Raw genomic sequence first — 19049 nt, 5'->3', positions numbered from 1 at the left:
TATGGCGATCGTTAGCAGATTTATCTGGCTCATCGCAAACGAGGGTGTAGGTGGGGTCTGAAGCCTCCGGCTTCGAGCTGGGACCGCGCGATGTAGTGCGTCAGGTTGCGGAAGCCCAGCGCGGAGCCGCGGAGGTGTTCGAGGCGGCCGTTGATGGCTTCCGTCGGGCCGTTCGAGGTGCCGGGGCGGTCGAAGAACGCGAGCACGTCGGCGGCGCGCTGCTTCAGCGTCCGGCCAAGACGACGTAGTTCCTTCAGTTGGCCGGGGACACCGGACCGTAGCGACGCGATCACTGCCTGCATCATGGTCTTCGCCTTGTTCTTGTCGGGTTCGCGGTAGGCGGCGACGATGCGCTGGTAGATGCCCCAGGTCGCCTCGACCTCGACGTGCTCCTCGACCGCGAACAGCGCTTCCAGCCGGGCGCGTTGCTTGTCGGTGAGCAGGTCCGCGCCGGTGTGCGGGGTGCGGCGGGCACCGTAGAGCGGGTCGCCGGAGCGGCCGCGATGGCCGAGGGTGTTCTGTTGCACGCGTTGCCGGCACCGGTCGACGGCGTCGCCGGCGAGGCGGACCACGTGGAACGGGTCCATGACGGGGACCGCGCCGGGCAGCTCTTCTGCGGCGGCGGTCTTGAACCCGGTGAACCCGTCCATCGCGACCACCGAGATGCCGTCCCGCCACGCCGGGGGCCTGCCGGCGAGCCAGGTCTTGAACGCGGCCTTAGAGCGTCCCTCGACCATGTCCAGCAGCCGCGCCGACCCCGTCTTATCCCGGGCGGGGGTGAGGTCGATGATCACCGTGACGTACCGATCGCCCCGACGCGTGTGCCGCCAGACGTGCTCGTCGACACCGATCACCGCGACCCCGTCGAACCGGCGCGGGTCGTCGATCAGGCGCCCGCGGCCCTCGGCGAGGATCGCGCTGTTCGCGGTGTGCCAGGACACCCCCAGCCCGGCGGCGGCGCGGGACACGGTGAGGTGATCGATCACGATCGCCTCCAGCGCCCAGCGCAGCCCGCCGCGGGAGATCTTCGCCCGAGGAGGCGCCGCCGCGCTCACGTCCTCCCGCCAGCTGCGCCCGTACCCCTCGCAGCGCCACCGGCGCACCCGGACCAGCAACGTCGTGGGCCGGTGCCCGAACGGCTCATGCGCCAGACGCCGAGCGACCGTGCCGCGAGAGATCGCCTCCGCCCCGCAGCCACGACACCATGGATCCGGCTCCGTCACGCGACACTCGATCACCGCTCGCTCCGGGTCGAGATGCTGCCCGACGGCAGTGAGGCCGAGCTCGTCGAGGCGACAGAACGTCGTCAGATCGGGGGTCGCGAAGGTAGCGTGGTGCACGTCGAGGTCTTCCGGATGGGCAGTGTGAGAACTTCCATCATCGGAAGACCTCGACCCTCATCCAGACACCGCCACGCTCACCCGCCTACACCGCCAACTGCGAAGAGCCATTTATCTGCGGAGGAAGACAAGTCCCTGCGCGGGGTGAGGCGCACCTCTTCGGCAACGACACGGGGAGGAACCGACGATGACTGGCCTGAGTGATGCCGCGAAGGACGAACGCACCGCGCGCATCGTGTTGTCCATGCTCGTTGAGCCGAACGATCCGGTGACCAGCCGACTCTTGGCTCGGGTCGGGGCGGTGGAGGTGCTCCGGCTTGCCGAGCGCAACGGTGAGGTCACTGGCCTCGACTCTGTGAATGCGCAGGTCTGGCGTGACCATTTCAACGCGTCGGAGGCGCGGAGCATCACGGAGCGGCTCAACCAGATTCAGCGGTCAGGAGTCCGAGCGCTGATCCCCGGCGACGCTCATTGGCCCGGTGCCCTCAACGACCTGGGGGACGCTGCGCCGTACGTGCTGTGGGTTCGCGGCGCATCCTCCTTCCTGTCTCGTCCGCTGCCCGACTTCGTGACGATCACCGGAGCGCGGGCGTCTACCTCGTACGGGGATCATGTGGCTCGCGAGCTCGCTGCCTCCGTCGCTGCCAATGAGCGAGTCGTCGTTGCCGGAGGTGCCTACGGGATCGAAGGAGCTGCGCATCAGGCTGCTCTCGCAGCGGGCGGCGACACGATTGCCGTCCTAGCCAACGGCGTTGACCGTCCTTACCCTGCTGGGCACCGTGACCTTCTCGACCGCGTGGCCGATGTTGGAGTGCTTGTCAGCGAGGTTCCGCCAGGTGCTGTTCCGACCCGGCATCGCTTCATCGCTCGGGCACGCTTGATGGCTGCGCTCTCGTCGACGACGGTCCTTGTCGAGGCCGGCTTCCGCTCGGGCTCGCTGGCGGTGGCGCATTGCGCCTCGGAGCTGGGTCGAGGAGTGGGAGCAGTTCCGGGGCCGGTGACGAGCGCAGCGAGTGCGGGGCCGCACAGGCTGTTGCAGACCGGCGTGGCGTCGCTTGTGACCAACGCTGCGGACCTTGCGAGTCTCGTGGAACACGAGGGCTTGCGTCCTGCGTCGGCGTTGCGAGCCGGGCTTGCCGGGGATCAGGTTCGTCGACCCGCATCCGAGCCCACGCGGACTCTGTAAGAGCCACACGTTTCGGAAAGCCGGTGCCGAAGGTCAGTGCTCGCTGCGAGCAAGTTCAGGCAGAGCTGGCGCGTCGTCACTCTCGCGCTGGCGCCGTGCGCGGCGTTCGCGAGCACGGACCTTCACGAGCATCACAAGACTCACTGGACCGAAGAGCGCCATTCTGAGCGCGCTCCATAGGCAGACCAGCACGACGAGGTGCAGCCGCCCAGGGCCACCGCTGTCGATGAGCGCGGTGCACCAGTGGGCGACGACGAGGTAGGGAACGGCCAGGAGCATCGCCGGGATGCCCCACTTGAGTCCCTGCCTGGTGCGGAGCAGATCAAGGACAATGTTGCTCGGCATGTAGCGCCGGAGGAAGTATCGGACCTCGACGCTCGCTGTCCACAGTAGGCGGATCATGATGGGCTCCTTGAACCGACCCAGGTTTGGTGCCGCATCCTTTTGAGTTGATTGGATGTTCATCATGCCGAAGAAGATTGATGCTGTGTTGCGTGAGCGCGCTGTCCGGCTCGTGCGCGAGCACCGGGCCGAGTACCCCTCGAACGCGAAGGCCATCGTGGCCGTCGCCCGCCAGGAAGGCGTCGGGGCGGAGTCGCTGCGGCGGTGGGTGGTGCAGGCCGATATCGACGCCGGTGACCGGGACGGGCAGACCAGCGAGGAACATGCCGAGATCCGCCGCCTCAAGTCGGAGAATCGGAAGCTGCGCGAGGACGTGGCGATCTTGAAAGCGGCGACGACTTTCTTCGTGGGGGAACTCGACCCCCGCAACCGTTGATCATGGGTTTCATCGATCGGATGAGGGCCGAGGGGCACGCGGTCGAGTCGATCATCCGCGTTCTGCGAGAGCAGGGCGTGAAGGTCGCCGCGCGCACCTATCGGGCGTGGCGGCAAGGCCGCATATCGATCCGGACCGTCACCGACGCGCAGGTCGTCGACGCCGTCCGTGACGCGACCTGGACCACGGTCATCGATGCCGAGGGGGTGGAGCGTCGGAAGATGACGCCGGAGGGCCTGTATGGGCGCAAGAAGATGACCGCGTTCATCCGACGCACCGCGATCGCTGACGCCTCACGCGGCGCCGTGGATCGTGCGATGCGGGCCCTGGGCCTGTCCGGGGTGACGCGTGCGAAGGCGATCCGCACGACGATCCAGGCGAAGGACGGGATCCGCGCCGGGGACTTGCTGAACCGGGACTTCACCGCCCCGCGGCCGGATCACACCTGGGTCACCGACTTCACATACGTCAGAACGTGGGCGGGCTGGGTGTATGTCGCGTTCATCCTCGACGTGTTCTCCCAACGCATCGTGGCCTGGCACGCGCAGACCACCAAGCACGTCGATCTGGTCATGATCCCGCTGCGAATGGCGCTGTGGGAACGCGACCGGCAAGGCCACCCTGTAGGCCCGAAGCAGCTCCGGCATCACAGCGATGCGGGCTCTCAATACACATCGATTGTGCTGACCGAGCACCTCGCGCTGGAGCAGATCGCACCGTCGATCGGATCGGTCGGCGACGCCTACGATAACGCCCTGATGGAGACGATCAACGGCCTCTACAAGGCCGAGTGCGTGCGTACGACGATCTTCCACGACGGCCCGTACAAGACCATCGCGGACGTCGAGTACGCGACCGCCGGCTGGGTCGACTGGTACAACAACCGCAGGCTTCACGGTAGCCTCGGAATGGTCAACCCCGACGAATACGAGGCGACCTACTACGCGGCCCTCACCAAAGAGCCGCAACCCGCATAGAAGCGGCAAAGAACCTGGGTCGGTTCAGGACCGGCGACGTGCCAATGTCTGCCGTGGCGCTTGGGGGTGAGGCCAACGGGGTTACCGGGGAGGTGGTGCAGGTGGCGCGGAGACGGGCTCGGGAGGTTGCGGCCGTCGCGGATGAGGTTGTTGGCAGAGTGGGAGGCCTGGCTGGACCATCTCGCGGTGGTCGTTCCGCGAAGCACTTCGAGCGAACTGTCAGGGCCGAGCCACACAAACCTCGGTGAACCGTCACACTGGGTGCGTGGACACCACCCTCATCGGAGTAGTCATCGGCGGGCTCATTGGGGTCGCAAGCACGCTCGTCGCGCAGATCCTGGCTAGGCGCCACAGGCGGAGCGATCTCCTTCGGGAGGCGGCGGCTAGCTTCATTCGGACCACTCATGCGAAATTCTACGCTGACCAGAGGGTCCACCTCGCGGTGTTTTCGCTAATGGATGCTAGGAGAGACGCGGATATCTCAGAAAGTGTTCTATCCGAGCGCGAGAGAGCTGAACGAGATGCGACGAAGGAGTACAATAGTTACGTTGATTCGGCGCATAATACTCTGGCTGAGATTGAGTTGCTCGAACCGCGTCTCAAGGTAGCGGGATACAAGCTTATCGAAGCCTCGCAGATCCCAGCGAACTCTGAACGAGGGACCTACTCCAGGGATCAACAGGCCTCCCTCGCAACGGCCCGGGCGAACTTCATCAAGTGCGTCCGCCGCTATATTTAGTCGCGTCTCAAATCGGTACAAAAGAGGGTGTTCGCGCGGTCCAATGTGGCGGGCGCATGGTCTGCAAGCATGCTCGCCGTAGGAGAATCTGGCGGAGGGCTGTCACGTATCGAGCCGATGGGTGGACGTAGGTTGCCTTATCGCCCGCACCCGGACAGACCGCGCTCGGAGGGTCGATGTCGCGGCAAAGGGAGCTACTGGCGCTCGCATACTGACTCAACAAGCCCGAGCGTCGTAGTCGGAGAGGCCGCCTTGGCGAGATGACACGGTCGGCTAGCGCCGTCGCGCGAGGCGTGAGCCATATGGCTCACGACCGTGCACCCCGCGGTAGGCGCCGGTTACGCGGGTTCTGGCTGGGTTCCAATATCGGCTGCGGTCGCAGGCGCGGCACCGGAAGCAACCCCAGTTGTGGGACGATGCCTCTGACGTGCAGCGCGGCAACGCACCAGCACTGAGTGCAGCAGCCCGTCTGGGTGGGTCACGTGCCGGCGGGAAGGGTGTGGACTGATGCGGGTCAGGGTCATCGGCGCAGGCGTACGGGCAGGCGACGAACCAGACTCCTTCGTGCTCGAGCATGATCGGTGGAACGACTGGTGGAAGTATCAGACCCAGTACTGGGTCACCTATGTCGACGAGCGCCGACAGAGTGTCGAAATAGGCCAGGTGAAGATCGCGCAGTACCACCAGGCCGAGGCGGCCCCGATCTTGCCTGAGACCTTCACGGGCCGGCCAGACGGTATCTTCTCGGTTGGTCAGGATGTCTCCTACTACGAGAATCTTCGCGCACTGGGCCAGGAAAGGTCGTCCTGGCTCCTCGCCACTCTGGGCGATATCGCCGTGGACACGGACGTCCGGCGGATGGTCCTCGGCCTGGACGTAACGACGCAGTCGCTCCTTCGAAATGTCCCGCTCGAGACTGTGCGTGGTCAGTTCGCCCGCATTGCTAAAGGCGGCGCCCGACTCACTGAGTACAACTTTCGCTACAAGCGAGCCGCTACCTCGGAGAAAGGTGGAGTGGAGCTGTCTTTTAAGGTCGCACCGGAGTCACGCCCGCCCTCGAACATTCATGTCATCATAGGTCGCAACGGTGCCGGCAAGAGCACGCTCCTGGGCGATATCCTGGCCGCCTTCCGCCAACGCACGAACTTGGGTGCCAAGATCGCGTCTGTGGTAAGCGTCTCGTTTAGCGCCTTCGACTCCTTCGGCACGGAGGGCCTCCGAGGGGACAGCAGTGTCAGGCCCGCCCGCTACATCGGACTCAAGAGACCGAGGATGGATCCAGACGGCCCGCAGGACCTGAAGTCCGATGTCGATCTTGCCGAAGAGCTCCGAGAATCGTTGCAGGAATGCGTGCACGGGGCCCGCAAGGAACGCCTGATCCGGGCCATTGAGATCCTGGAGAACGATCCCATCTTTGCCGAGGCGGGCCTCAGGAACATGCTGAAACGCCCCGTCGTCGAGGTTGACGCGGTCGCGGACCCATACCGCCGCCTCAGTTCGGGACACAAGATCGTCCTTCTCACTACCACCCGGCTAGTGGAGACGATTGAGGAGAAGACCTTGGTCCTCATCGATGAGCCCGAGGCGCACCTTCACCCGCCACTTCTCAGCGCTTTCGTACGAGCTCTTAGTGATCTCCTCTCCAATCGAAATGGATTGGCTATAGTGGCAACTCATTCGCCAGTTGTTCTCCAAGAGGTGCCTAGCAACTGCGTGTGGAAAGTGTCGCGGTCTGGGAGGGAGACGAGTGTGACGCGCCCCAGCTTGGAGACCTTCGGGGAGAATGTCGGAACGCTCACCCACGAAGTCTTTGGGCTTGAGGTTCGCGGAACCGGGTTCTACCAAATGCTCTCCGAGATCGCGCTGGACTCCTTCGACTACAACACAGCGCTCGCCGAGCTTGGCTACCACCTCGGCCAGGAGGGCCGAGCCATACTGCGCGCCCAAATGCTCCTCGCACGCAGACAGGAAGCCTAGGTAGAACATGTGGAGCCTGGGACCCCCTGAGCTGACTACTTGGGAAGTTGTCGAAGCGTGCTCTGCGGGCTCTTCGGCACTCAGTCGCCGCCTGCGCCTCGCGGTGCGTTCTATGGAAGCCAACTCCACTCGCCTGAAGAATGCAGCCGAGAATTGTGAGTGCTGGACACTCAGTCCGGCAGACTTCCCACTCGCAGGTGCCAGCGATGGGGACGTGAAAAAGGCATATGACAACCGTCTCGTGGCCGGTCGTGGGCGCCACCTCTACGACAAGATCCTCGTCGCGGCCCTGAGGCGCCAATGCCCCTACTGCGAGTACGGCATGGTGAGCACGCTTGATCACTTCCTGCCGAAGTCGGCTTTTGGCGCACTGGCGCTCGAGCCATGGAACCTAGTACCCGCCTGCAAGGACTGCAACCACTCGCTCGGTGCGGGAAGCGCCGACGACGCGTCGACGGAACTCATTCACCCCTTTGTTTGGGCAGACCAAGAGACTTGGCTCGCGGCAAGCATCATGGACGGCGACGAAGCAGTCGCTGAGTACCGAGTTGAGAAGCCTCTGGCATGGTCCGATGAGACCTTCAGCCGCGTTCAGTCCCACTTCTCGCGCCTCAAACTCAAGACCCGGTATGCCGAGATCTCAGCTGGCGCCATCCACGAGATCACCCATAGCCTGCAGCACCTTCGTGCCGTTGGACAGCCGGAGGTCATCGGGGTTCATCTTGCGGAGTTGGCTGATGCGCAACGCCTTGCGCGCGGACCAAACCACTGGCGAACCGCGCTTCTCGCGGCTCTGGCGGTCGACGAGTGGTACTGGCGGTCGTGGATCTGGAACTGAACGTCCTTGGCGTGTTCAAAGGCCTAGCTATCAATCGGTGGACCATCCTAGAGTTCGTCCGCCATCGCAGTGCGTGTCCTGGTTGTGCTCGCTGAGATTCTGCTGAGTGTCCAGCACCGCAAGCGCGATTGCCGCTTCGTGTCCGGCCAAGCGAACCGCATCGTACGTGTGATCGCTCTCTGGGTCACGTTGAATGCATAACCCTCATCCCGAGGCTTACCTACGTGCTCAAAAGGTGGCCCGAGGCGGGGGCGATAGCTTAGTATATGTAGTGTCCGATATCCGTTCTCGTTCGAGCACCTGCACCGCTACCCTTGCCGGCCGATGAAGTCGCAGGAGTTGCGCTTGATCGGATATCGACGCCGCTCGAGTGAGCTGCTTGCGGATGCTGCGAGGGCGATGGGCCGTATCGATCTGGCCTCCAGCGATGTGACGCCGGGACAGGTTTGGGCGGCAGTTCTGGACTATTTCCGCGTGCTGGACTTTGACGATGGCCGTCGCCGTGTGCTGGATCGCCGATCTGCAGCAACTGCGAACGTCCTTGAGAACGGCACGCGATTCAGCGGCGAGTCGTAGCCGCTTGTCACCCGCATCCCAGAGTCGACTCCTGACGATTGAGATCGCACTTGCCCGGCGTGAGGAGGCCCTCCGGATCCACCGGCAGACATGCATGCCTGAGGTGCTGTGGGCGCGGCAGCTCGCGGCGTTCGAGAGTGACTTGGCGACGACTGCTCGCGCGCGGTCGGGGACCTGAGGTCCGTCATGTTCCTCCAGACCGCGAACCGAGATCTAGATAGGGCGGACGAAAGGCTGGAGAGGCCAGGCGCTCCCCTTCCCCCGGGGGGATTATATGGCTGCGGCTGGGGCCGTGCTCGCGGCGATCGAAGCCGCGGTCGTAGAGTTTACTCTTGAAATGAGCACGGCCAGCGAGTGGCCGCGCTTCTAGGCGCTGGCAGACTCCGCGGGTCGGGCACGGAACATGGCGCTTGACCTGAGCGAGAGACAAGGGAGCAGCCGCGATAAGGGATAGAGTACGCCAGATCCGCCCAGCGGCTGTTCAGTCCGATACACAACCACGGCCGGTTGCTGCAGAACGTCCGCGCGCTAGCGATAACCATGGTCAGTTGTTCAGCCGACATCCTTGTGCATGACGCGACCTTCGCTGGCCGGGCGGCACCAGTTCGATTGATTGGGTATGTGCCCGCAGCCACGCGCTTGCTTGAGTGAAGATGCTCGCGCGTCGGTTCACGGTCGATCATTGGACCATCGCCACCGCGGCAACCACAAGAGGACGCCCGGCTCGCCTCTCGCCTCACTAACTCGTCCCGATACCGCCGAAAAGCCTCGCGGTTCCCGCACCGCGCGACCATCGGATGTCTCTTGCGAAGGACCCCAGCACGCTGGGACGTAGTTCGATGGCAGGACGTCGGCCTCTCAATCTGACAATGCCGATGCGATTCCGTCGCCCGCTAGCCAATGGACTAGCAGTTCGATATGACAGTGATGATCGAACGATCTTCGCTCCGTGCTCTCTACCTGCCTGATGTGTAGGTTAGGTGACCGGGGCTTCGGTGGGTGTGACGTAGGTGATGGTGATGCCGGCGGCTAGGAGTTGGTAGAAAGGCCTTGGCGATGGCTGCTCCGGGTCGTCGGGTGTAGTTGGAGTCATCGCAGTGCAGCATTTGTGGATCGTGCCGGCCGGTTCAGATGTGTCGGCGCGGGACCGAATATTCGATCAGGTGTGGAATGACGTCTCGACGATCCGTCCGGGGAGATCGCCACGCGCTCGTGGCAAGCACTGTACTCGACGCACGGTCGGCCGGCGCTGCGGTCAAAGTCAGAGCAGACGCCGGCTGGCACGCGCCGGTTCGCCCCGATGCATGACAACGACTGTGCGCCTGCGGCAGCTACTCGTCGAAGGGGAGCGTCTCGGGTTCGTTGTCGGGCGGATCGGTGGCGTCTCGCCGGTCGCTGATGTCGAGGAACCTGACAAGCCCGCTGCCGTCGCCTGCGGGTAAAGGTACGAGAAGCCCAATCGTGGCAGTGAGGAGATCGGCGATGAGGTTCTCCGTTCGAGTGACACCGGTACCGGTGCGCTGAGGCACGTCGACAGATACCCGGCCGCTGGGCGTGATGACCGTTGCACGGTCGACACTTGCGGAGGGGTGGGCGCTGGTCGTCGTCCGCACGAAGTCGCTGTCGGTGGTGCCATTGTCAGCACTGAGATTGATGTGGTTTCCGCCAACGCTAACGCTGACGGCGGCGACGCTGACGCTGTTAGTGCGTTCCACGAATTCATGCACAGTGAGGCCGGGCCCGGGTGGGGCGATGCGTGGTTCGAGCTCCTCCTTGGTGCGGGTGACAAACGCGTGGAATCCCGGTCCGCGTAGGGTAACCGCTGGGGGAGTTTCCCGCACGGGCAGGTCGACGCCCCAGTGGAGCGCGGGAGGTTCGTCACCGTCGATGAGGCGCATATCAAGGACAAGGCAGGCGCGTCCTCGCAACACGTCGAGGTTGCGGTTTACAAGGTGCTGGAAGTTGTCGAGCGCGGCCATGTTCGCACGGGCAAGCGTGGCGAGCTGATCGAGAGTCAATCCCCGTCCCACGCCTCGCCAGAACGCCGGCTCGGCGGTGTCCATGAACTGAAGCAGGTAACCGAGGGACAGGTCGCTGATGTCGGAGGACAGGTCCGCCTCACCGGGGTACTGATCGAGTCGGGCGCCGCCGCCCTCCCACACGGCTTGCACAACACGGGTTAGGCGTTTGGCCTGGTCAGTGGAGAAGTAGTCGCCGATGGTTGCGAGCGCGTGGCGCGTGGCGTCGACCTTGCCAGCGGTGGCGGAGTCGAAACCGGTGCGTAGGCTATCGGCGAGTCTCCCCGCCTCATTGCGGGCGAGAACGGCGCCGCGCCCCCCGTGGGCGAGGGAGTTGCGCAGCATGCGGTCTGTGGCCGCGGGCACCGGACGTTCGGTGAGTTCCTCCACGGCCGCCGGGCCGGTCAGCAGCACGTCAGCACGGCGAGCACGTTCGTCGAGATGGTTGCTCTCGACCGCCTTCGCCGGCGGGGTGGACAGTCCGAAGACGAGGGGGTCGACACGGTCCAGCTGGTCGATGTCTCTGCCGAGCTCGGGCACGTTATCGGTGAATCGGAGGAACACGGGCCGTTCGGCTCTTCCCCAGGACATGACCATGTCCGGCGCGTATGTGTGGTTGAAGTAGCTGGTCAGGGTGAGCTTGGCGGACGGGTCGAACGCGGCGAGGGCGCTGGCGACGGTCTCCTTCACCCGGTGCTCCGATTGCCTTGGGTCTCGATCGAGCAGCGCGTCCTCCACCAGCTGTTCGAGCCCATTCATGACCCCGCCGCCTTCCGCATTTCGTGGGCGTGGATGAGGCCTAAATGCTCGACCGCGGGCACAAGTGTTTCTTGCTTGTCGCTGAGGATGAGCAGCCAGAGCCGTTCCGCGACCGCCGCGCACGCCGCGTCGTCCACCGCCGCCTCTGGGTCCGTGCCTGCCGGAAAGATGCGGGCCGCGTGGGCGATGACGGCCCCGCGGACCTCGGTCGCGGTCGTAAGCGACGACCACCGGGTCGTCCCGTGCGGTGTCCACGACAACCACATGAAGTGATCGGTGTACTTGGGCTCCTGCAGATACGCTACGTAGCATTTCGCGAGAAATGCCTTGTAGTTCTGGTTGAGGCTCGATGATGTGGAGTGCTTCTTGACCTCGGCGTAAAACAACTCGCCGTCGACGCTGCCGTACCTTAGCTTCCCACCGAGGTCGAACGAGAACGACTGACCTCCCTCGGGCCAACCGAAGGTGAGCTTCTCTCGCGCGCCCTTGTCTGGGTTTACCCAGCATGCGTCGACGCGCGATGTGGACTCAAGCCACTGCTTGGCGCGACGGGCGCCGTCCCGGCCCAACTCGTGGAGGGCTTCCCCATGTATGGGCGTCTTCCCCATGAACCGGACCCTACAGGTCACCCCGCTTGCGACCGCAGCTACACGCGGGATCAGATCCACGCACCGCCCACTCATGTGGGAACCCTAAGAAGGGGCGCCGACATTTCACCGGGTCGGGTGAGGCGTTGGGCGCCGTAGTAGCGGTGATGAACCCGTGAGCACCCGGTGGGTGGTGATCTCGACGGGGTGGCGTTGAACTCTGGACCCCGCAGTGACCATTTCCGTCACCGGTGTTGGCACAGAGCTGGTCCTGTCCTGATCTCGCGCCCGGGTGGCCTAGGGAGGTGAGTAAGAACGCCGGGGACAGTTGGAGGTGGCGAGGTGGCGCAGTCGGTGCGGCAGGAGGCGCGGCGGCGGGTTCGGGAGGCTGCGGCGCTGCGGAAGCGGTCATTGGTCGAGCGGGAGGCGCGGCTGAACGACCTCGCAGTGGAGGTTGTCACCGCGGTTGCCGCGCGGGATCGGGCAGTCTCTTTGGCGGCCGAGGCCGTAGGCAAGCTGCTCGGAGAGCGGGTGCCTCTCGATGAGATCGGCCAGCGTTGCGGACTCCCGACTAAAGAGCTTGCCCGGTTGAAGCGGATCCACCTCAGTTCGGGCCTCCTCGGAGACTCCAGTCAGTCGCAAGGTGAAGCCCCCACATTCGCTCGGGGCGAGCTGCCATGAGGTGGCGATGGGTGTGGTTGCGTTCGCAGATCACCGCTGGCGTGGTGAGCGGCTTGATCTGGCTGATTGTGGATGGCCTGGCTCCTGGCCTGTTGGTCAGCCTTCTGTCGGCTGTGATCGTGACCGTCGCGGGGTGGCGCTCCGGCTTGATGGTGCGGTGCCGTTCCGGGGCCCGTAGGGCCACGGATGATGAGGCGGCGATCTTGTTGCGGGCGCTGGTCCCTGTTGCTGGCTTGCGGGGACGGAACCAGCCGCTCGTGTGGGTGGGCGATCGACTCAGCTGTGACGTCCGTGCGTTCGATGAGCGGACGCTCGTGGTGAGCGCGCGGTTGGTCGACTTGGTCCGGCACGGACGGATCGCAGACCTCGCCGTGTGTGAACTCGTTCTCCGAGCGTTCGCGCTGGCACCTGTGCGACGGTCACGGCTGGTGGCCGCGGTTCAACTGTTCTGCTTGCCGCGGGCAGCGCTGGCCTTCGTCGCGCGTCCGGCCGGCCTGCTCGCTGGCAGGTTGCGGCCGCTGGCCTGGGTGTTCGCCTTGCTGGCTGCGGGCGATCTGTATCGGCGTGGTGAGTGGTTCCCGATGGTGCTGCTGGCCCTGGTGGCGATCGCGACGGTGACGACGCCACGCTTCGACCGGGCCTGGGCGATACGCCGTCAGGCGATGGCCGAGGAGGCGGTCCGGCGGCACCTTCCCTGTCAGACCTCCGATCAGTTGCGAAGCGGTACCGACCGCGCGATCGCGGCGTCTCCGAAGTCCACCCGGGAAGGGGGTTCGTGATGAGTGTGAATCATGCCGGGCTGCGGGCCTGGGCGCAGGGCCTGTATCCGTTGGAGGCTGCGGTCGAGTTATTGGTCGGGTTTGCCGGTGGCCGGTTCGCGACACCCGGCCATCCGTGGATTCAGCCGTCTGATCAGCCTGGACGGTGGTGGCTGGACCCGTCCCGGATCAGCGACGACACGATCGGTGCCCTGTCCGGGGGTGAGCAGCGGGTGCTGCGCATGGTGTCTTCCCTGGCCGGCGGGGATCCGGTTGACCTGTCCGAGAACCTGTCTGGTCTGGATCGTCCCACGACCGGGCTGGTGCTGGCGGCGGTCGCGCACGCCGCGGGCAGCCACGAGCATGCCGACATTCGTATCGACCGGGAGCGGGGCGTGTCGGTGCTGCACGGACGGTTGCCGTCCCTTCACCCCTGGCCCATGGAAGGAGACCCCCATGACACAGAACTCGATCGAGCCGTTCCAGCCCGTCCTGCCGGACCTGCCGCTGCTGCGGGAGGAACTGTTGGCCGAGATCGAGCAGGCCGCCCGGGACGGGGCATCGGCTACTGAACTGGCCGACCTGCGCCGGCACTACGACCAATCGCGGCCCAAGGGCGACCATGAGCCGCCGTAGCCTGAACGAGCAGCAGCAGGAGGCAGCGGACCAGGCCCGCCGCGAAACGGTGGAGCACCTGCACAGGCAGTTGGCGGAGCACATCGGGTCGTTGGACAACCGGGCCGAGTGGGAGCAGTACCTCACCTTTGCCCGCAGCTTCCACCAGTACAGCTTCGGGAACCGGCTGCTGATCATGCTCCAGGCACCCGACGCGACCGCGGTCGCCGGATACCGGGCCTGGCAAGCGAAGGGCTACCAGGTGCGCCGCGGCGAGAGGGCGATCCGGGTGCTCGGTCCGGTTACGCGACGGGAGCCGGTTCTGGATGCGGCTGGGAATCCGCTGTTCGACGCTGACGGGAAGCCGCGTGAGGTGCGGCGACTGGTCGGCGTCAAGCCGGTGGCGGTGTTCGACATTGCGCAAACCGACGGACTCGCACCGCCGGAGCATCCTGTCCCGGTGTTGCTCACCGGGCAGGCGCCACCCGGGCTGTGGGACAGCCTCGCCACGCTCGTTGCCGACCATGGGTTCCGGTTGGAACGTGGCGACTGCGGGGGCGCGAACGGCCTCACCCTCTACAGCGAGCGTGTCGTCAGGGTGCGCGCCGATGTGGACGACGCGCAGGCGGTCAAGTCGCTGGCACACGAGTTGGGGCACGTCCTGATCACCCCCGACGGGGCTGACGGCGGGTGCCGCGGATTGCGGGAGGTGGAGGCCGAGTCGGTCGCCTACATGGTCACCCAAGCGCACGGGCTCGACTCGGGGCAGTACACGTTCCGCTACGTCACCGGCTGGGCCACCCAAGCCGCCAGCGACCAAACCCCGGAGCAGGTCGTCCGCGCCACCGGGCAACGTGTCATCGAGGCCGCCGATCTGATCCTCGCCCACACCCAGCCCGACGCCGTCCGAACGGCAGGGGAGGCGCAGTACGCAATGGAAGCCGACATCGCCCGAACCATCAACACAGGCTGGGCGACGACCGGCGCCGCCGACATCTCCGGGGTCACCCACGACCGGATGCGACCCCGCCGGGCGCCGGATCGTGTGCTGGCGGTCCGGCGATGACGGCCGCCCGGGTCCTTGCGCTGGCGCTCGGGCATGTCCGCAACGCCACCTGGCAACTCCTCAACGACCCGAGCGGCGATCTCGTTCTCGGCCTGGCCTGCCTGGACATCGAAGACCTGCTCAACCCCGACGACATCGACCCCGCCATCGCACCCCTCGGACGGGATGCGGCCAGGTCCCTGGCCGAGGCACGGACCCTCCTCGGTCAGATCCCGGACCAGGTGTCGCCCGCCGGCTGGGCCGCGCTGCTGGCGCTCACGGTGCGAATCGGTGCGTGATGACCGCCACCGTCGCCGACCTCCTCCGGGTGCTCGATCGACAGGTTCGAGATCTCGGGACGGCGACCGAGCGCGACACGGCCAGCGCCCACGTCGCCGGCTGGATGAGGCTCGCCACCACCACCCGGCACGCGATCGCCCTGCTACCGCTGGGTGGACGCTCCGCCCAGGTGAAAGCTGGCCTACGGACCGTCCTCGACCCACTCGTCCACGGACCGCGAGACCCGCTGACCAACCCGATGCCGGCACCCGGTCTGATCCGAACGTCCCGGACGATGGGGGCGATCGCCGACGTCCTCGCCGAACACCTCCAAGGTGGTGGCTGGGGCGACCAGATCGGGACCGAGGCGATCAAGCTCGAAACCAGTCTGCTGTCAGCAGTCCATGTGGTCGCTCGCTGGTCCCGCGCGGTCACTTCGTCCCAACGATTCCCGGGCACCACCGGCACGTTCCCGGCACAACTGTCCGACCTCATCGTCGTCACCGAACCATTCGCCCTCGTCCCCCCCGACCGGCGCTCCAGCCTGCTGGAAGGCCTCCGGCTCCCGAACCCGGCCGCGCCCGGTCTCGAAGGCGCCGTCACCCGGTGGGCCGCCGAAGCGACGCTGGTGTTGCAGGAGCGCTACCGGGTCAGCGGTTGGGCGATGCAATCCATCGCCGGCAACCTCGCCCTCCTCAGCCAAACCGCTGGCCGCGCCGCAGTCCGTGCCGGAGCGGCAGGTGACATCACCGCGGCCCAGGCCGACAACATGGCCGGCTGGTTCGTCGAAGCGGCCCGGCACTGGCGCACCGCATCCGCGTGGCCTCCGCACCTGCGCCTCGCTGGCCGAACGCCCACCCTGCGCCAACTCGGCATTAATGTGCGCGACGCCTGCGGCGCCGACCCCACCCTGCGCGAACTCGGAGCCCCCATGATGGCCGCGGCGCGGCTATCGCTGCTGCATGCCTCAGTGATGGACGAACTGGCTGCCAGACGCCAACTGTGGGTCCACACCGTCCGAACTGACTACCGCGGCGACCACATTGAAGCCTGGGTCCGCGAACCGCCCGGAGCCGCCGAAAGCTGGCCGCTGGTCCAGGCAGCCCGGTACGGCAACCAGGCTCTCGATCGTGCAATCACCGAGCTAGCCCGAACAACGCGGAGCGAGCCTCCGCTGAGCGAAGGCTGGCCACCCGACCGCTCCGTCGACGGCCTGAGTCCCCGGCGGGAGCCGGCGCTCCGTCGTCCGCCCCAGCGTCCCCAGGTAGAGGTTCGACGATGAACACCCAGACCTGGCAGCCTCGGCGCCTGAGTCCATGCGCACGCGGGAGGCCATCGATTTGCCCTCAATCCGGAATGCCGCGAGTGCGAGTTGACAAGGTTGGGTGCCGTGCTGCGGTGGCGAAGCTCCCTTCGGAATGCCAGCGGCGCTTGTCCGCGTGGGATGCCGTGCGACGCGGGTGCGGCGGGTTGAGCAGGAGGTGGGACTGTGGCTGAGTTGTCGAAGCGGGTTCCTCCGCAACCCGTGGAGGAAGTGCCGGAAGGCTACGAGCGCTGGCTGGCGGATGTTGCGGCGCGGGTGCGTTCTACCCAGGTGCGGATCGCGCGCGGAGCGAACGCGGAGATGATCCGGCTCTACTGGTCGATCGGCCGCGACATCCTGGACCGACGGGACCGTCAGGGCTGGGGCGCCAGGGTGATCGAGCGCCTCTCGTCCGATCTGCAGCGTGAGTTCCCCGGGCGGATGGGATTCTCCGTCACCAACCTGAACTACATGCGAGCCATGGTTGCGGCGTGGCCAAGTGCGGATGCGATTCCTCCACGATTCGTGGAGGAATTGCCGTGGGGCCACGTCCGTGCCCTCCTGGACGGACTGGAGGATGTGGGTGACCGGCAGTGGTACGCGCGAATGGCGATCGAGCAGGGATGGTCACGTGACGTTCTTCGGTTTCAGATCCAGAACAGACTGCGGTCGCGGGCAGGAGTCGCACCGTCGAACTTCGCCGACGTCCTGCCGCCTCAGGAGTCCGATCTGGCTCAGCAGCTGACCAAGGACCCATACCTGTTCGACGTCGCGGCGCTGACCGAACGCCTCTCCGAGCACGATCTGGAACAGTCGCTGATGGACCGTCTGCAACACACTCTTCTTGAGCTTGGACGTGGCATGGCTCTTGCCGGCCGGCAGGTGAGGCTCACAGTGGACGGGGTGGACCGGTTCGTCGATTTGCTGCTGTTCCACGTCGAGCAGTTGCGGTACGTGGTGATCGAACTCAAGATCAGCGAGTTCGAACCGGAGCACATGGGTCAACTCAGCACCTATGTCGCCATGGTCGACGACCTGGTTCGCAACAGGAAGATCCACGCGCCCACCGTGGGACTGGTTCTCTGTACCGGTAAGCGAGAGTCCACCGTCCGCTACGCGTTGGCCGGCGCTGGCTCGCCAGTGGCAGTGGCGCAGTGGCAGGCGCTTCCCACGGAGGCGCGCGCGGCATTGCCCACCGCAGAGGAACTGCAGACGGTCGTACATGCGGAACTGGCTCATCAGATGGCCGTTCTGGATCCATCGACCGCGTTCTCGGACACCGACTGAGCCTCACGGCCGCCAAGCCTCGCTGGCGCGGGGCCGAATGTGGGGGCGCGCCGCATGCCCCGCTCCATTGCTGTCACCTCCGAACGGCCGGGGTGGCGCACTGCGGGGTCAGCCGGTCGAACAGGTGCGAAGGGTCGGCACCGCCGGTGTGCGAGAAGCCGCATTGACTGCGCTCGTTGATGGGGGTTGTCCTGTGGACTCAAACAGACGCCGACGTTGCACGTATGTTGCATGAAGAAACCCGCCCTGACTGATTCACCTAGTCAGAGCGGGTTACATTCGGGGTGAGTAACGGGACTCGAACCCGCGACATCCTGGACCACAACCAGGTGCTCTACCAGCTGAGCTATACCCACCATGTCGTGACGCACGCGTCACAGCCAGGACAGTCTAGGACACCGGGCTCGCGGGGCGCCAATCGCGGGCCGGCGTCCGAGGCGTCCGTCAGATGGCGCGCGATCCGAGGTCGGACGCCGCTTGCCACGCTGCGATGGTCCCGGGATGACGCACCATTTCGCGGACTTGGGGGGTGCTGGGTCTCGACAGGCTCGACCGGCGAGGTCAGGCCCGGGAGGCGACCGGCGTTCGTCACTGGATCGCGGGTACCGGCCTCAGTCGCTCTCGTCCTGCACAGTGGTCGCGCTCAATGCACCTTGATGGACGGCAGCGATCCGGCGCAGGTCGGCGGTGGACGGGCCGGGCTGCGGCACGAAGATCGCCTCGCGGTAGTACCGGAGTTCCTCGATCGACTCGCGGATGTCGGCGAGCGCCCGGTGGTTCCCGGATTTGGCAGGGGTGTTGTAGTAGGCCCGCGGGTACCACCGCCGGGCCAGTTCCTTGATGCTGGAGACGTCCACGTTGCGGTAGTGCACGTGCGATTCGAGGGCGGGCATGTCGCGGGCGAGGAAGGCCCGGTCGGTGCCGATGGTGTTACCGGCCAGCGGCGCGGTCCGGGCGTTGGGGACCTGGCTGCGGATGTAGTCGAGCACCTGCTGTTCGGCGTCCTCGGTGGTCAGGCCGGCATCCAGCTCGTCCAGTAGGCCGGACTTGGCGTGCATCTCGCGGACGAAGTCGGTCATCTGGGCGAGCGCCGCGGCGGTGGGCTTGACCACCACGTCCACGCCGTCGCCGAGGACGTTGAGGTCCCCGTCGGTGACCAGCGCGGCCACCTCGATCAGGACGTCCCTGGTGAGGTCGAGCCCGGTCATTTCGCAATCGATCCACACCAGAAGGTCAGCCACGGCCCACACTCTAACCGTCCGGCGATGTCTGCCACGTCTGCGGCGTGGCAGACCACTGGACGGCC

The 19049-nt window shown here is 65.8% G+C and carries 18 protein-coding genes and 1 tRNA gene; 13 read left to right on the top strand and 6 right to left on the bottom strand.

Annotated features, from left to right (window positions below; translation table 11 throughout):
- Positions 1-29 precede the first annotated feature (29 nt).
- Positions 30-1340, bottom strand: coding sequence for an ISL3 family transposase (locus tag QM711_RS04435; RefSeq protein WP_415096635.1), 1311 nt, complete (start codon positions 1338-1340; stop codon positions 30-32).
- A 187-nt stretch (positions 1341-1527) separates the two neighbouring features.
- Between QM711_RS04435 and dprA the strand changes: the two genes are divergently transcribed.
- Positions 1528-2526: a DNA-processing protein DprA gene (dprA, locus tag QM711_RS04430; RefSeq protein WP_415096633.1), complete on the top strand. Its 999-nt coding sequence runs from the start codon at positions 1528-1530 to the stop codon at positions 2524-2526.
- A gap of 33 nt (positions 2527-2559) precedes the next feature.
- Here dprA and QM711_RS04425 read toward each other — a convergent pair whose 3' ends face one another.
- Positions 2560-2928 carry a sulfate permease gene (locus tag QM711_RS04425; protein WP_415096631.1) on the bottom strand — a complete coding sequence of 123 codons (369 nt, stop codon included), beginning with the start codon at positions 2926-2928 and terminating at the stop codon, positions 2560-2562.
- Between the two features lie 64 nt (positions 2929-2992).
- Here QM711_RS04425 and QM711_RS04420 point away from each other — a divergent pair.
- The 5 genes from QM711_RS04420 to QM711_RS04400 all read left to right on the top strand — a co-directional run bounded on the left by QM711_RS04420 (position 2993) and on the right by QM711_RS04400 (position 8411).
- Positions 2993-4281 (top strand): IS3 family transposase gene (locus QM711_RS04420; protein ID WP_415096629.1). Its coding sequence is split into 2 segments (ribosomal slippage): positions 2993-3266 and positions 3266-4281, totalling 1290 coding nucleotides; the frame shifts between segments, so codons are not numbered across the junction.
- A 265-nt stretch (positions 4282-4546) separates the two neighbouring features.
- Entirely contained in the window at positions 4547-5020 is a 474-nt protein-coding gene (locus QM711_RS04415) for a hypothetical protein (RefSeq protein ID WP_415096627.1), read from the top strand.
- Positions 5021-5527: 507 nt separating this feature from the next.
- Complete coding sequence (locus tag QM711_RS04410; RefSeq protein WP_415096625.1) at positions 5528-6997, top strand: AAA family ATPase; 1470 nt, start codon at positions 5528-5530, stop codon at positions 6995-6997.
- A 214-nt stretch (positions 6998-7211) separates the two neighbouring features.
- Positions 7212-7835: an HNH endonuclease gene (locus tag QM711_RS04405; RefSeq protein WP_415096623.1), complete on the top strand. Its 624-nt coding sequence runs from the start codon at positions 7212-7214 to the stop codon at positions 7833-7835.
- Between the two features lie 324 nt (positions 7836-8159).
- Complete coding sequence (locus QM711_RS04400) at positions 8160-8411, top strand: hypothetical protein (RefSeq protein ID WP_415096621.1); 252 nt, start codon at positions 8160-8162, stop codon at positions 8409-8411.
- 1331 nt (positions 8412-9742) lie between these two features.
- Here QM711_RS04400 and QM711_RS04395 read toward each other — a convergent pair.
- On the bottom strand, positions 9743-11188 hold the full coding sequence (locus QM711_RS04395) for a hypothetical protein (RefSeq protein ID WP_415096619.1): 1446 nt from the start codon (positions 11186-11188) through the stop codon (positions 9743-9745).
- A complete protein-coding gene (locus QM711_RS04390) occupies positions 11185-11796 on the bottom strand; it encodes a hypothetical protein (RefSeq protein ID WP_415096617.1) in 612 nt (203 codons plus the stop codon). The genes QM711_RS04395 and QM711_RS04390 overlap by 4 nt, the downstream gene beginning before the upstream one ends.
- A gap of 321 nt (positions 11797-12117) precedes the next feature.
- On the opposite strand from QM711_RS04390, the gene QM711_RS04385 reads away from it, so the two are divergent.
- The 7 genes from QM711_RS04385 to QM711_RS04355 all read left to right on the top strand — a co-directional run bounded on the left by QM711_RS04385 (position 12118) and on the right by QM711_RS04355 (position 17743).
- Entirely contained in the window at positions 12118-12456 is a 339-nt protein-coding gene (locus QM711_RS04385) for a hypothetical protein (protein ID WP_415096615.1), read from the top strand.
- A gap of 17 nt (positions 12457-12473) precedes the next feature.
- Positions 12474-13235 carry a hypothetical protein gene (locus QM711_RS04380; protein ID WP_415096613.1) on the top strand — a complete coding sequence of 254 codons (762 nt, stop codon included), beginning with the start codon at positions 12474-12476 and terminating at the stop codon, positions 13233-13235.
- A gap of 435 nt (positions 13236-13670) precedes the next feature.
- Complete coding sequence (locus QM711_RS04375; protein ID WP_415096611.1) at positions 13671-13850, top strand: hypothetical protein; 180 nt, start codon at positions 13671-13673, stop codon at positions 13848-13850.
- On the top strand, positions 13837-14895 hold the full coding sequence (locus tag QM711_RS04370) for an ArdC family protein (RefSeq protein ID WP_415096609.1): 1059 nt from the start codon (positions 13837-13839) through the stop codon (positions 14893-14895). The genes QM711_RS04375 and QM711_RS04370 overlap by 14 nt, the downstream gene beginning before the upstream one ends.
- On the top strand, positions 14892-15173 hold the full coding sequence (locus QM711_RS04365) for a hypothetical protein (protein ID WP_415096607.1): 282 nt from the start codon (positions 14892-14894) through the stop codon (positions 15171-15173). The genes QM711_RS04370 and QM711_RS04365 overlap by 4 nt, the downstream gene beginning before the upstream one ends.
- Positions 15173-16435, top strand: coding sequence for a hypothetical protein (locus QM711_RS04360; protein ID WP_415096605.1), 1263 nt, complete (start codon positions 15173-15175; stop codon positions 16433-16435). The genes QM711_RS04365 and QM711_RS04360 overlap by 1 nt, the downstream gene beginning before the upstream one ends.
- 207 nt (positions 16436-16642) lie before the next feature.
- Entirely contained in the window at positions 16643-17743 is a 1101-nt protein-coding gene (locus tag QM711_RS04355) for a PDDEXK nuclease domain-containing protein (protein WP_415096603.1), read from the top strand.
- Between the two features lie 283 nt (positions 17744-18026).
- On the opposite strand, the gene QM711_RS04350 is transcribed toward QM711_RS04355, so the two are convergent.
- Positions 18027-18099 (bottom strand) — tRNA-His (locus QM711_RS04350).
- 255 nt (positions 18100-18354) lie between these two features.
- Complete coding sequence (gene orn / locus QM711_RS04345) at positions 18355-18984, bottom strand: oligoribonuclease (protein ID WP_415096601.1); 630 nt, start codon at positions 18982-18984, stop codon at positions 18355-18357.
- Positions 18985-19049 lie beyond the last annotated feature (65 nt).

The sequence above is a fragment of the Micropruina sp. genome, assembly GCF_047602385.1.
Taxonomy (GTDB): Bacteria; Actinomycetota; Actinomycetes; order Propionibacteriales; family Propionibacteriaceae; genus Micropruina.
The sequence above is the reverse complement of the archived record's forward strand: the minus strand, read 5'-3'. Positions and strand labels throughout refer to the sequence as shown.